General features: G+C 60.4%; 12 protein-coding genes. 7 read left to right on the forward strand and 5 right to left on the reverse strand.

Translation table 11 applies throughout. The features are described from left to right. Positions 1-80: 80 nt before the first annotated feature. Positions 81-1,400 (reverse strand): MFS transporter, encoded by a 1,320-nt coding sequence (locus ABJ99_RS17515; RefSeq protein WP_054086894.1) that lies wholly within the window; start codon positions 1,398-1,400, stop codon positions 81-83. 615 nt (positions 1,401-2,015) lie between these two features. Between ABJ99_RS17515 and quiC the strand changes: the two genes are divergently transcribed. Together quiC and ABJ99_RS17525 are read left to right on the forward strand one after the other, a co-directional pair. Further along, on the forward strand, positions 2,016-3,923 hold the full coding sequence (gene quiC / locus ABJ99_RS17520; RefSeq protein WP_054086895.1) for a 3-dehydroshikimate dehydratase QuiC: 1,908 nt from the start codon (positions 2,016-2,018) through the stop codon (positions 3,921-3,923). Between the two features lie 107 nt (positions 3,924-4,030). Next, positions 4,031-4,702, forward strand: a complete 672-nt coding sequence (locus ABJ99_RS17525; RefSeq protein ID WP_054086896.1) for a TetR/AcrR family transcriptional regulator — start codon at positions 4,031-4,033, stop codon at positions 4,700-4,702. A 3-nt stretch (positions 4,703-4,705) separates the two neighbouring features. On the opposite strand, the gene ABJ99_RS17530 is transcribed toward ABJ99_RS17525, so the two are convergent. Continuing rightward, on the reverse strand, positions 4,706-5,560 hold the full coding sequence (locus ABJ99_RS17530; RefSeq protein ID WP_054086897.1) for a shikimate dehydrogenase: 855 nt from the start codon (positions 5,558-5,560) through the stop codon (positions 4,706-4,708). Between the two features lie 186 nt (positions 5,561-5,746). Between ABJ99_RS17530 and ABJ99_RS17535 the strand changes: the two genes are divergently transcribed. After that, the gene (locus ABJ99_RS17535; RefSeq protein ID WP_054086898.1) at positions 5,747-6,637 is read left to right on the forward strand and encodes a pseudouridine synthase; all 891 of its coding nucleotides are present in this window, start codon (positions 5,747-5,749) and stop codon (positions 6,635-6,637) included. A gap of 76 nt (positions 6,638-6,713) precedes the next feature. On the opposite strand, the gene ABJ99_RS17540 is transcribed toward ABJ99_RS17535, so the two are convergent. Both ABJ99_RS17540 and mobA read right to left on the reverse strand, forming a co-directional pair. Further along, positions 6,714-6,938 (reverse strand): YgdI/YgdR family lipoprotein, encoded by a 225-nt coding sequence (locus tag ABJ99_RS17540; protein ID WP_007249882.1) that lies wholly within the window; start codon positions 6,936-6,938, stop codon positions 6,714-6,716. A 95-nt stretch (positions 6,939-7,033) separates the two neighbouring features. Next, positions 7,034-7,639: a molybdenum cofactor guanylyltransferase MobA gene (gene mobA, locus ABJ99_RS17545; RefSeq protein WP_054086899.1), complete on the reverse strand. Its 606-nt coding sequence runs from the start codon at positions 7,637-7,639 to the stop codon at positions 7,034-7,036. Positions 7,640-7,714: 75 nt separating this feature from the next. On the opposite strand from mobA, the gene moaB reads away from it, so the two are divergent. The 3 genes from moaB to ABJ99_RS17560 all read left to right on the forward strand — a co-directional run bounded on the left by moaB (position 7,715) and on the right by ABJ99_RS17560 (position 10,488). Continuing rightward, positions 7,715-8,254 carry a molybdenum cofactor biosynthesis protein B gene (gene moaB / locus ABJ99_RS17550; protein ID WP_054086900.1) on the forward strand — a complete coding sequence of 180 codons (540 nt, stop codon included), beginning with the start codon at positions 7,715-7,717 and terminating at the stop codon, positions 8,252-8,254. 6 nt (positions 8,255-8,260) lie between these two features. Further along, positions 8,261-9,472, forward strand: coding sequence for a molybdopterin molybdotransferase MoeA (locus ABJ99_RS17555; protein ID WP_054086901.1), 1,212 nt, complete (start codon positions 8,261-8,263; stop codon positions 9,470-9,472). An 89-nt stretch (positions 9,473-9,561) separates the two neighbouring features. Beyond that, positions 9,562-10,488 carry a glycosyltransferase family 2 protein gene (locus ABJ99_RS17560; RefSeq protein ID WP_054086902.1) on the forward strand — a complete coding sequence of 309 codons (927 nt, stop codon included), beginning with the start codon at positions 9,562-9,564 and terminating at the stop codon, positions 10,486-10,488. A gap of 23 nt (positions 10,489-10,511) precedes the next feature. Here ABJ99_RS17560 and ABJ99_RS17565 read toward each other — a convergent pair whose 3' ends face one another. After that, the gene (locus ABJ99_RS17565; protein WP_007249876.1) at positions 10,512-12,320 is read right to left on the reverse strand and encodes a monovalent cation:proton antiporter-2 (CPA2) family protein; all 1,809 of its coding nucleotides are present in this window, start codon (positions 12,318-12,320) and stop codon (positions 10,512-10,514) included. Positions 12,321-12,563: 243 nt separating this feature from the next. On the opposite strand from ABJ99_RS17565, the gene ABJ99_RS17570 reads away from it, so the two are divergent. After that, complete coding sequence (locus tag ABJ99_RS17570) at positions 12,564-12,752, forward strand: hypothetical protein (protein ID WP_024647814.1); 189 nt, start codon at positions 12,564-12,566, stop codon at positions 12,750-12,752. Positions 12,753-12,767 lie beyond the last annotated feature (15 nt).

The raw sequence follows: 12,767 nt of genomic DNA on the forward strand, positions 1-12,767 counted from the left end.
AACCTTATTCAGGACGGGACACTCACGCAAAAAAGGCCCGGTCACTGGGTGAGCGGGCCTTTGTGGTTTGCACCAGACAATCATTCCTTGAGCGTCGGGACCTTGCGCGGGGCCATGAAGTACAGCCAGATCAGTGCGATGAAATACATCGCCGGGATCATGGTGAACAGCACGTTGTAATTGTTGTTGGTGGCCGTCAGCACCGCACCGACGATCTGGGTCATGAACATGCCGCCAATCGCCGCGCACATTCCGCCAAAGCCGAACACCGTGCTCATCATGTGTTTGGGCGTGTAATCCATCACCAGGCTCCAGATGTTCGCCGTCCAGGCCTGATGCGCGCCGACCGCCACAGAGATCGCCAGCACCGCCACCCACAGACCGCTGGCGTTGGCGGCGAAGACCACGCTGCAAATGGTGATGGCGAACACCAGCATCGACAGCAGACGCGCTTTGGTCGCCCGCATGCCGCGACCGATCAGCCACGATGACAGAATGCCGCCACCCACACTGCCGAAGTCGGCGGTCAGCCAGATGAGAATCAGCGGGATGCCCATTTGCGTCACGCTGATCCCCAGGTTGTATTGCTGATTGAGAAACGGCGGCAGCCAGTACAGGTAAAACCAGAACACCGGCGCAGTGATCGCATACGCCAGCGCGAACGCCCAGGTGCCGCGCATCTTCAGAATGCCGGAGAACGGCACCTTGACCGGCTCGGGTTCGACCTCCTGATTGATGTAGTCCAGTTCGGTCTTGCTGACGGTCGGATGTTCTTCCGGGTTGTAGTACTTCAAGCGCCACATGATGACCCAGATTATTCCCAGCGAACCCATCGCCACGAACGCCGCCTGCCAGCCCCACACGGTCAGGATCAGTGGCAGCAGCGCCGGGGTCAGCATGGCGCCGACGTTGGTGCCGGCATTGAAAATACCGGTCGCCACTGCACGCTCACCGGCCGGGAACCACAGGCGGGTCGTCTTCACGCAGGCCGGGTAGTTGGCCGCCTCGGTCAGGCCCAGAATGAAACGGCAGACCATGAAGCCGACGGCAGATGTCGCCAGACCATGCGCGCCGGTTGCCAGGCTCCACAACAGCACGGCCAGGAAGAATGCGCGCTTGACGCCGACCTTGTCGATAAACCGGCCTTGCAGCACAAAGCCCACGGCGTAACCGACTTGAAACCAGAAGTTGATGTTGGCGTAGTCCATCGCCGTCCAGCTCATTTCCTTGGCCAGAATCGGCTGCATGACCCCGAGCGCTGCCCGGTCGATGTAGTTCAGTGTCGTGGCGAAGAACACCAGGGCAAGCATGCCCCAGCGGGTCTTGCCCACGGCGAGTGCGCCGCGAATCTTTTCGCCCATCCCGGCATGGACGACGGGGGTGTTCTGAGGATTGAGCATGATGATCTAACCATCCGTTCCAGGACTGTGCTGCTGGCAACAGTCGGACTGAGAAGTCCACTCGATGCAGGCGTTGTGCAGGTAAAGTGAAGTCGTAGAACCGTGATTGACTGGCCGATTGACTCAGGCTTGCAGCGAAACGATTCGTCGGGCCGACAATTTACAGGTTGGGCCGCGCAAGTGTGTTGGATTGTTTCAGGCGGCGCGAACCGGAACCGGGCCTGAGGCCGGGCAGGTTCGTCGGACATGACGTCTGGCTAGACGGGCGAGCGGGTGTTGTGGCGAAGCGAAGTGGGTGCACATGAGCAATGTTCCTGTTGTTTGAATTGTTATGGGTTGCTGCTGATGAAGCGAAAAAGCAAAACGTCCGACTGCGGGTCTATCCTGCAATGTGACGCTGATGTTGCGCATTGCGCGATACAGCGTCAATTGACTGAAACGGCTTCTGTTCGATAATCGAACGTAAAACTAACCAGTTCGTACACTTTAGGTTGCTGTAGGATTTTGACAGGCAAATACTTTATGCGCACCTCTGAATAAGCCATAAAAGGCCAGGAATACGGTGCGATCCCGTCGTGATCCAAGCCGGTCACGTTCATTCAGGAGCTGAAAAGCATGCAGCGTTCAATTGCTACCGTATCGTTGAGCGGTACTCTGCCCGAAAAGCTCGAAGCCATCGCCGCGGCCGGCTTTGACGGCGTCGAGATTTTCGAAAACGACTTGTTGTATTACGACGGCAGCCCACGCAACGTCAGGCAGATCTGCGCTGACCTGGGTATCGCCATCACCCTGTTCCAGCCATTCCGTGATTTCGAAGGCTGCCGTCGCGACCGCCTGCAACGCAACGTGGACCGCGCTGAACGCAAATTCGACCTGATGCAGGAACTGGGCACCGATCTGGTGCTGGTCTGCAGCAATGCGTCTGCCGATTCGGTGGGCGATGAAAACATTCTGCTCGACGACCTGAGCCTGCTCGCTGAACGTGCGGGCGCCCGCAATCTGCGGGTCGGTTACGAGGCGCTGGCCTGGGGCAGGCACGTCAACACCTGGCAACAGGTCTGGAACCTCGTGCGTCAGGTCGATCATCCGGCATTGGGCGTGCTGCTCGACAGTTTCCACACGCTGTCGCTCAAGGGCGACCCGAGCGCGATTGCGCAGATTCCGGGCGACAAGATTTTCTTCGTGCAGATGGCCGACGCGCCGATTCTGGCGATGGACGTGCTCGAGTGGAGCCGCCATTTCCGTTGTTTCCCCGGCCAGGGCGAGTTCGATCTGGCCGGTTTCCTTGCACCGATTCTGCGCAGCGGCTACACCGGCCCGTTGTCGCTGGAAGTGTTCAACGACGGTTTCCGTGCCGCGCCGACACGCGCCAACGCCGCCGACGGCTTGCGCTCGCTGCTGTATCTGGAAGAGAAAACCCGCCAGTTGCTGGCGCGTGACGAGCCAGCGACGGTGCCCGACGTGCTGTTCAACCCACCGCCCGCCAGCACTTACAACGGTGTCGAGTTTCTTGAGTTCGCTGTCGACGAAAGCCACGGCGCTCGCTTGTCCGGCTGGCTGCAACGATTGGGTTTCGCCAAGCTGGGCCAACACCGTTCCAAAGCGGTCAGCCTGTTAGGGCAGGGTGATATCAAGATCGTGCTGAATGCCGAGCCGTATTCTTTTGCACACAGCTTCTTCGAGTCGCACGGGCCGTCGTTGTGTGCTACCGCCTTGCGCGTCAATGACGGTCATCAGTCGCTGGAGCGGGCGCGTGCGTTCAAGGGCCAGCCCTATCGCGGGCTGGTCGGTCCCAATGAGCGGGAGATTCCGTCGGTGCGCGCGCCGGATGGCAGCCTGATTTATCTGGTCGACGCGGCGGTGCCCGGCAATTCGATCTACGACAGCGACTTTGTCGTCGATCCGCAGGCAGTCGCCAAAGGCGGCTTGCAGCGCATCGACCACATGGCCATGGCGTTGCCGGCCGACAGCCTGGACAGCTGGGTGCTGTTCTACAAGAGCATTCTGGATTTCGAAGCCGACGATGAAGTAGTGTTGCCCGACCCGTACGGGCTGGTCAAAAGCCGCGCCTTGCGCAGCCGCTGCAGCACTGTGCGCCTGCCGCTGAACATTTCCGAAAACCGTAACACAGCTATTTCCCACGCACTGTCGAGTTATCGCGGTTCCGGCGTGCACCACATCGCGTTCTCCTGCGAAGACATTTTTGCCGAAGTCAGTCGCGCAAAAGAAGCCGGTGTGCCGTTGCTGGACATCCCGCTCAACTATTATGACGACCTGGCGGCACGCTTCGATTTCGACGACGAGTTTCTCAGCGAACTGGCGTATTTCAACGTGTTGTACGACCGTGACGCACAAGGCGGCGAGCTGTTCCATGTCTACACCGATGCGTTCGACGGGCGCTTCTTCTTCGAGATTCTGCAACGCAAGAATGATTACGTGGGTTACGGTGCTGCCAACGTCCCGGTGCGCCTTGCGGCGATGGCCAAGGCGCGCAATGTCGCTGCACGCCAGACCCGGCTCTGAGCCCGGGCCGGGGCCAAGGACGCTGCGCGGGTTGAGTGCCCCTGCGGCTTTCCTCTGTCGCCGGTCGGCTTCATACTGCGCGTATCACTCGTGGTCATGAGCCAACAATGAAAACAACCGACGACTCCGTTGCCACTCGACCTGCCGCTGTTGTGCCGAAAGGGCGCAAGAACAATCCGGAAAAAACCCGCGAAGACATTCTCAAGGCTGCAGTCGCCGAATTCGTCGCCCACGGACTGACCGGGGCTCGCGTCGACGCCATTGCCGAGCGCACCAAAACCTCGAAGCGGATGATCTATTACTACTTCGGCAGCAAGGAACAGTTGTATGTCGAAGTGCTGGAAAAACTCTACGGCGCGATTCGCAACACCGAGAGCGAGCTGAATCTGGGTGAACTGGAACCGGTGGAGGCCATTCAGCGAGTGGTGGAGTTCACCTTCGATCACCACGACAACAACGTCGATTTCGTGCGCATCGTGTGCATCGAGAACATTCATTACGGCGAGAACGTCAAGCAATCCGACACGATTCAGGCCCAGAGCCAGACGGTCATCAAGGCCCTGGACGGAATCCTGCGTCGTGGTGAGTCCAGCGGCCTGTTTCGCGACGGCGTTCACCCGGTGGACCTGCACCTGATGATCAGCTCGTTCTGCTTTTACCGCATCTCCAACCGCCACACGTTCAGCGAAATCTTCCAGATCGAGCTGTGGAGCGACGACGTCAAACAGCGTCACAAAGCGATGATCTGCGACGCTGTGCTGCGTTATCTCAAGCGCTGAGGCTTACAGGGTGTGGAAGTGCGCCATCATTCGTTGCGCATCGGCTGACTGGCCGCTGAACAGCTCGAACGCCTTGACCGCCTGAAACACCGCCATGGTGCTGCCGTCCAGCGTACGGCAGCCCAGCGCGCGGGCATGCTTGAGCAATTCGGTTTCCAGTGGAAAGTAGATGATTTCCGCGACCCACAGCTCGGCGCGCAGCAACTCGACCGGCAAGGGCGTGCCCGGCAGCTTGGCCATGCCGACCGGCGTGGTGTTCACCAGCCCATCGGCCTCAGCCATCGCAGCCGGTAGATCGAGACCAACCTGAGCGCGCCCGGCTCCGAAGTGGCTGTTCAGGTTGTCCACCAGCCCTTGCGCGCGTTGCGGGTCCACTTCGAAGACCGTCAAGCACCCGACGCCCGCACTCAATAGCGCGTGTGCCACGGCCGCACCGGCGCCCCCGGCACCCATCTGCACCACTTTTCGGCGCGGAGCCTGGTCCAGACCGCGCTGGAAACCTTCGGCAAAACCCAGGCAATCGGTGTTGTGGCCGATGCGCTTTCCATCCTTGAAGACCACCGTGTTCACCGCACCGATGCCGCGAGCTTCATCGGACAGCTCGTCGAGCAGCGGGATGACCGCCTGCTTGCAGGGGAAGGTGATGTTCAGGCCGGTAAAGCCACAATGCTGCGCGCCTTCAAGCAGGCGGGGCAGGGCGTTGATGTCCAGATCCAGCGCGTCGATGTCGATCAGCCGATACAGATAGCGCATGCCTTGTGCATCGCCTTCATGCTCGTGCATTGCAGGCGTGCGCGAGGCTTGAATGCCCGAGCCGATCAGGCCGGCGAGAACGGAGGAGGTCGCAGCTTGATTCATAGAATATGTCTCTTGTTTTTGTGACGCTGCCAGGATCGCAGGCAGGTGTTGAATGGAATGTACCAGATGGTTAATAGTGCCGCAGGTGGCAGGCGATTGCCATGCAGCGATGTTGTGCGGTGATCGCCCCAATCAGCGATAATCCTCGGCCAGCCGTTTCAGATCCAAGAGAGTCAGAGCCCCCGCATGTCCGATTCCACGTTCAGTGCCACCCAGCAACAAGCCAGCACCCTTTACCTGCCACCCGGTCCCTGGACCACTGTGGTGGATTGCCTGTGCGCGAAATTCTCGGCGATCAGTCGCGAACAGTGGCTGGACCGTATTGCTCGTGGCCGCGTGCTGGATGCTGATGGCAACACTGTCGCGCCAGACCTGGCGTATCGCGAAGGGCTGAAAATCCACTATTTTCGCGAAGTGCTCAACGAGACGCCCATCCCGGTGGTGGAGACAATCCTGTACGCCGACGAGCACCTGGTGGTTGCCGACAAGCCGCATTTTTTGCCAGTCACCCCGGCAGGTGAATACGTCGAGCAAACGCTGTTGCGCCGCCTGATTCATCGTCTGGGCAATCCCGATCTGGTGCCGCTGCACCGCATCGACCGGCATACCGCCGGGCTGGTGCTGTTTTCCGCCAACCGACAAACGCGCTCGGCCTATCAGGCGTTGTTTCCGACCCGGCGCATCGACAAGTTCTACGAAGCGATTGCGCCCGCGCTGCCGGGGCTGGAGTTTCCGCGTCTGCATGAAAGCCGTCTGGTCGAGGGCGAACCGTTTTTTCGCATGCAGGAAGGGCCAGGAGCCAGCAACACGCAGACGCGCATCGAGGTGCTGGAGCGGCAGGCGCATTTATGGCGTTACGGACTGTACCCGGTGACTGGCAAAAAGCATCAATTGCGCGTGCACATGGCTGCACTGGGCGCGGCGATCTGCAACGATCCGTTTTATCCCGACGCGCTGAAAAATCCGGTCGACGATTATCAGAACCCGCTGAAGCTGTTGGCCAAGGGTCTGCGGTTTGTCGACCCGCTCAGCGGCGAAGCGCGCCAGTTCGAAAGCCTGCTGAAACTGGACTGGTAGGTCTTGGCGCCGTACGTACAGGCCCAAAAAAACCCGCACTCGGCGGGTTTTTCGAATCAGTCACGCGACGTCCGGATTACAGATCCTTGACGGTACGTACCTGGTCCTTGTTGATGCGGGTTTCTTTACCGTCGAGCTGTTTGAACTCGTAGAAGCCCGAGTCTTCATCGTACTTCGGAGTATCGACAGCCTGGATTTCACGACCATCGTTCAGAGTGATCACAGTGGGCGATGCGCAACCGGCGAGGGAGGCAATGCTCAGTGCAAGCAGGAAGGCAGCGGGGAGGGTCCGTTGTTTCATTACTGTGTCTCCAGATGGATTCTTGATTACTTGAACTCTCAGACGGATTCACCGTCAGCAAGTTCCGTATACACGCCAGCAAGTTCGATTAACAGTCACTGGCCATCATTTTCGCCAATCCCGGCCAGCAGACAGGGCGTGTTCAGGTTGGCGAGGCGCGGATCATCGGCTTGCAGTTGCAGGGCAACCGGTTGCAGTGACGCCATGGCCCGCCGCGGGCTGCGTTCGCCGGTCTGCCATGCGGCTTCCAGCGTTGCAGCGTGGGCGACCGGGATGATACATAAAAGCGGCTGCCAATGCTGACCTTCGCGTACCATCACCGGGCGCTGTGGGTATTCAAACGATTTTTCGCGAAGCGCTTGCAGCAGAGGTTCATCGACCAGCGGCACGTCACAGGGCAACACCAGCAGCCAGTCGTGCCGTGCACGTGGCAGCGCGGCACGAATTCCGGCCAGCGGGCCGTTGAACCCGGTGTCGTCATCCTGCACCAACTGATCGGCATAGCCCGCGTAGCGTTTGGTATTGCGGTTGCAGGAGATGATCAGGTCGTCGGTCAATGGCCGGGTTACCTGATGCAGGTGCTCGATCAGCGGTTTGCCCCGCCATTCGATCAAACCCTTGTCGCGCCCGCCCATGCGTTGCCCGCGGCCTCCGGCCAGCAGCAGGATCGAGCAGGGCGGCAATGCGGCACGGACATTCATCAAACACTCGGCGGGCGGGCAAAAGGAGTGCTGTGATATAACACCGGCTTGTTTCCTTAACAACCGGATGAGGCCATGAAAGCCAAGGCTGACACACCTTTCGTACCCCTGAATATCGCTGTATTGACCGTCAGCGACACCCGCACCCGCGAAACCGATACCTCGGGCCAGATGTTCGTCGACCGTCTGACCGCAGCCGGTCACGGCCTGATCGAGCGCGTGTTGCTCAAGGATGACTTGTACAAAATCCGCGCGCAGGTCGCGACCTGGATTGCCGACGATCAGGTGCAGGTCGTGCTGATTACCGGCGGGACCGGCTTTACCGGCCGTGACAGTACCCCTGAAGCGGTAGGCTGCCTGCTGGACAAGCAAGTCGATGGGTTTGGCGAGCTGTTCCGGCAGATTTCGCTGCCGGACATCGGCACTTCGACCATTCAGTCCCGTGCGCTGGCCGGGCTGTCCAACGGTACGCTGGTGTGCTGCCTGCCGGGCTCCACCAACGCCGTGCGCACTGGCTGGGACGGGATTCTCGCCGAGCAGCTGGATTCGCGTTTCAGGCCGTGCAACTTCGTGCCGCACCTCAAGCAGGCCGAACCCTGCGCGACCCGTGGTTGAGCGCGCATGAGTCACGAGCCGAAAGCCTTGTTGCCGGTTGAAGAGGCCATCGCCCGCCTGTTAGCGATGGCGGATGCGACACGGATCACCGAGCGCCAACACGTCTCGCTTGCCGATGCCGAAGGCCGGGTGCTGGCAGTGGACCTGGTGTCCACACTGGATTTGCCGCCGTGGCCGAACAGCGCCATGGACGGCTACGCCCTGCGGGTGGCGGACTGGACCGGCGAGCCGCTGGCTGTCAGCCAACGCATTTTTGCCGGTCAGGCGCCCAAGCCACTGGCCCCGGGCACCTGCGCGCGAATCTTCACCGGCGCGCCGATGCCGGAGGGCGCCGATTGCGTCGAGATGCAGGAAAACGCCGAAGTGCTGGCGGACCAGCGGGTACGCTTCAGCGGGCCGCTCGGCATCGGCCAGAACATCCGTCCGCAAGGTCAGGAAACCCGCGTTGGTGATACCGTTCTGGCGGCCGGCACACGCCTCGGTCCCATCGAGCTGGGCCTCGCTGCCTCGTTGGGCCTTGCCGAACTGGACGTCATTCGCCGTGTACGCGTGGCAGTGCTTTCCACTGGCGATGAGCTGATCGAGCCCGGTCAGGCGCTGGGGCCGGGGCAGATCTACAACAGCAACCGGGTGTTGCTGTGCGCCTGGTTGAAGCGCCTGCAATGCGAAGTTATCGATGCTGGCATTCTGCCGGACGATCTGCCGCAGACGCGTGCGGCGCTGGCGAACCTGCACGATGTCGATCTGATTCTTTCCACCGGCGGCGTTTCCGTGGGCGAGGCTGACTTTCTCGGCCATGCGTTGCGTGAAGACGGCGAGCTGGCGCTCTGGAAACTGGCGATCAAACCCGGCAAGCCACTGACCTGCGGGCACTTCCGTGGTGTGCCGGTCATCGGTCTGCCTGGCAATCCAGCGTCCACGCTGGTCACTTTCGCTTTATTGGCTCGCGCTTACCTGCTGCGTCGTCAGGGTGTGCTGGACGTTGCGCCGCTGCAGTTTCCGGTGCCGGCCGGTTTTGCCTGGACACGTCCCGGCAATCGTCGCGAGTACCTGCGTGGTCGTCTGGAGCAGGGCAAGGCGGTGATCTACCGCAATCAGAGCTCCGGCGTGCTGCGTAGCGCGGCGTGGGCCGATGGATTGATCGAGGTGCGCGAAGGCAAAACCGTCGCCGAAGGTGACTGGGTCAACTTCATCCCGCTGAGTGAAGTGCTCGGCTGAGTGCATTCGAATGGTGGGTCGGATACACATGAGCTACCCTCAACAACGCTGACAAGTTGGGCAACCGGACTTAGCCCTGGAGTATTGTTATGGCGTCACTGAGAGTGGCTTGTGTCATTCCGACCTACAACGGCCGCAAGGATCTTGATCGCCTGCTGGATTCGCTGGCGACACAGACCGCAACCTTCGACACGCTGATCGTTGACTCCAGCTCGTCGGATGGCACGCTGGAACTGGCCCAGGCGCGCTGCGCGAATATCATGCGTATCGACAGCAAGGATTTCAACCACGGCGGCACCCGGCAGATGATGGTCGACGTGCACCCCGGCTATGACGTCTACGTCTACATGACCCAGGACGCCTATGTCGAAGATGTCGATGCCATTGCCAATCTATTACTGCCCTTTGCCGACCCGAAAGTCGGGGCGGTCTGCGGCCGCCAGTTGCCGCACAAAGACGCCAATCTGCTGGCCCAGCACGCGCGGCTGTTCAATTATCCGCCGACTTCGCAGATCAAGACCCTGGCCGACGCCGGCACGCTGGGCATCAAGACGCCATTCATGTCCAATTCCTTTGCGGCCTATCGCGGCGAAGCACTGCGGGCGGTGGGCGGCTTCCCTCGGCATGTGATCCTCTCTGAAGACATGTACGTCACGGCCAAGATGCTGATCGACGGCTGGAAAGTCGCCTATGAAGGCTCTGCGGTATGCCGTCACTCGCACAATTACACGCTGCGCGAGGAGTTCTGTCGCTATTTCGACATCGGCGTGTTTCAGTCCCGTGAGGCGTGGATCTACGAAACCTTCGGTGGCATCGCGGGCGAGGGCCTGCGCTACGTGAAATCCGAACTGACCTTCCTCGGACCGCGCCGTTTACTCTGGTGGCCCATGTCGTTCGTGCGCAACGCGCTGAAGTTACTGGCCTACAAACTGAGCAAGCAGGAAAGCCGCCTGCCCAAGGGCGTGAAGAAAAAGCTCGGGATGTACAAGCGTTACTGGGACAGCCCTTACGCCTGACTGTCCCGGCAGATCAACGTTGCTCAGCTCTTCGCCGCTTCCTCATCCAGTCGGTCGGACTCGAACAATTGGGCGAGGTCGGCCCTGGCTTCACGGGCGGTCTGCAACACTTTGGCGTCATCGTCATAGACCTCGTGCTGGGCGGCCAGCACTTGTTCGTCATGACGCTTGAAGCGACTGATGCGCGCATTGGCCTGCTCTTCGCTCAGGCCCAGCCCCATTAGCGTCTGACGGCTCATTTCCAGACTCGAATAGAACGTTTCACGCACGGCGTGAGCGCCGAGGTCCATCAGGCGATGAACGTGCTGGCGGTTACGTGCGCGAGCGATGATTTTCATGTGCGGATACAGTTTGCGGATCAGCTCGGCGGTCTTGATGTTGGTGTCGGGATCGTCGGTCGCGATGACGAAGTATTCGGCTTCATCGACCTTGGCGGCACGCAGGATTTCCGGGCGCAGCGGGTCGCCATAGAACACCGGCACATTACCGAAGCTGCGCGAAAACTCGATGGACTCGACGGCGGTGTCCAGCGCGATGAAAGGGATTTTCTGTGCGCGCAGAATCCGCGCCACGATTTGCCCCATACGGCCCATGCCAGCGATCACCACCCGAGGTTTGTCGGTCTGGATATCGCGGTATTCCTCCGGCACTTCCACCGGCTTGACCCTGGGCTTGATCCAGCGCGCCAGTGCGATGAACAGCAACGGTGTGATCGCCATCGACAGGGTGATGGTCAGCACCAGCATGTCATACAGCCCGGCTTCAAACAGCCCTTGCGCGCTGCCGATCTTGAACACCACGAAAGCGAACTCACCGCCTGCGGCGAGCACCAGCCCCAGTTGCAGCGCGCTGCGGTTGTTCAGACCGCCTGCGGTGCGGCCGATCAGGAACAGCATGGGCAGCTTGATGCCAATCAGCAGCAGGGTCAGGCCCAGGACGGTCAGCGGCGAACTGAGCAGCAAACCGAGGTTGGCACCCATGCCGACGCTGATGAAGAACAGGCCCAGCAGCAAGCCTTTGAACGGCTCGATCTGCGCTTCCAGCTCATGACGGTATTCCGAATCGGCCAGCAGCAGACCGGCCAGAAACGCACCCAGCGCCATGGAAACGCCCACCAGCTCCATCAGCCAGGCGGTGCCGATGACCACCAGCAGGGCCGTGGCGGTGGACACTTCCTGAATCCTGGTCTTGGCGACAATGCGGAACACCGGACGCAGCAGATAACGTCCGCCAATCACCACGATGGCAATGCTGCCCAACACGCGCAGGCCGTGGTTCAGGCTGTCGCCGGTCGTCATCGCCTGATCGGCCCCGGCGAGGAACGGCACCATGGCGATCAGCGGGATAGCGGCAATGTCCTGAAACAACAGAATGGCGAACGCCATGCGGCCGTGCGGGCTGTTCAGTTGTTTACGTTCCGCCAGACTCTGCAAGCCAAAGGCGGTGGACGACAAGGCCAGGCCCAGGCCGAGAATGACGGCGGTATTCAATGACTGGCCGAAGGCGAACAGCGCAATGCCGCCAATCACCAGCCCGGTCAACACCACCTGCGCCATGCCAACGCCGAACACCGCCTTGCGCATCACCCACAGGCGTTTGGGTGACAGTTCGAGGCCGATGATGAACAGCAACAACACCACGCCGAGTTCGGAGATGTGGCTGACACTCTCGGTGTCGCCGATCAGCCCGAGTACCGAAGGGCCGATGATCACGCCGGCGAACAGGTAACCGATGACCGCGCCCAGTTGCAGACGTTTGGCCAGCGGCACGGTCAGGACGGCGGCCAGTAAAAATACCACTGCGGCCTGCAGCAGGCTGCCTTCATGGGGCATGTAAAACTCCTTGGTAATAGTTGAACGCACTGGTGAGGCGGAGCGGTATTAAAGCACGTGAGTCTGGCACGGCAATTTCGATTGCAGCATGACGATAATCAACACGGTTAATGTTTGACTGAGGGGCGCACGAAGGAGGAGGGGCATGTTCAGGGCTGGCAGTGCGATTCGTTGCGCATCGGCGTAAGATATGTGCGCATTCAGGCAGCGCTACTGCCCGTTCATGAACATTCAGGAAGTGTTATGACCAACAAGCAACGTTTGATTTACTCGGTTCTGATCGCCGTCGGCGTGCTGGCGATCATGCTGGGCTTGTCGCACTTGCAGAACAGCGGTGCGATTACCGAGAAAACCTTTCAGTACATCGCCATCAGCGTGGCAGTGCTGGTCGTGATCCTCAACGGGATCATGCGCCGCAAGGTCAAGCGTTGAGCCCGTTCCGTCCGG

This window comes from Pseudomonas syringae pv. cilantro (assembly GCF_001293775.1).
Taxonomy (GTDB): domain Bacteria; phylum Pseudomonadota; class Gammaproteobacteria; order Pseudomonadales; family Pseudomonadaceae; genus Aquipseudomonas; species Aquipseudomonas syringae_P.

Excerpts from the sequence above, each read along its gene's own strand:
- ABJ99_RS17515 (WP_054086894.1), bottom strand. The coding sequence starts at position 1,400 with ATGCTCAATCCTCAGAACACCCCCGTCGTCCATGCCGGGATGGGCGAA.
- quiC (WP_054086895.1), top strand. The coding sequence starts at position 2,016 with ATGCAGCGTTCAATTGCTACCGTATCGTTGAGCGGTACTCTGCCCGAA.
- ABJ99_RS17525 (WP_054086896.1), top strand. The coding sequence starts at position 4,031 with ATGAAAACAACCGACGACTCCGTTGCCACTCGACCTGCCGCTGTTGTG.
- ABJ99_RS17530 (WP_054086897.1), bottom strand. The coding sequence starts at position 5,560 with ATGAATCAAGCTGCGACCTCCTCCGTTCTCGCCGGCCTGATCGGCTCG.
- ABJ99_RS17535 (WP_054086898.1), top strand. The coding sequence starts at position 5,747 with ATGTCCGATTCCACGTTCAGTGCCACCCAGCAACAAGCCAGCACCCTT.
- ABJ99_RS17540 (WP_007249882.1), bottom strand. The coding sequence starts at position 6,938 with ATGAAACAACGGACCCTCCCCGCTGCCTTCCTGCTTGCACTGAGCATT.
- mobA (WP_054086899.1), bottom strand. The coding sequence starts at position 7,639 with ATGAATGTCCGTGCCGCATTGCCGCCCTGCTCGATCCTGCTGCTGGCC.
- moaB (WP_054086900.1), top strand. The coding sequence starts at position 7,715 with ATGAAAGCCAAGGCTGACACACCTTTCGTACCCCTGAATATCGCTGTA.
- ABJ99_RS17555 (WP_054086901.1), top strand. The coding sequence starts at position 8,261 with ATGAGTCACGAGCCGAAAGCCTTGTTGCCGGTTGAAGAGGCCATCGCC.
- ABJ99_RS17560 (WP_054086902.1), top strand. The coding sequence starts at position 9,562 with ATGGCGTCACTGAGAGTGGCTTGTGTCATTCCGACCTACAACGGCCGC.
- ABJ99_RS17565 (WP_007249876.1), bottom strand. The coding sequence starts at position 12,320 with ATGCCCCATGAAGGCAGCCTGCTGCAGGCCGCAGTGGTATTTTTACTG.
- ABJ99_RS17570 (WP_024647814.1), top strand. The coding sequence starts at position 12,564 with ATGACCAACAAGCAACGTTTGATTTACTCGGTTCTGATCGCCGTCGGC.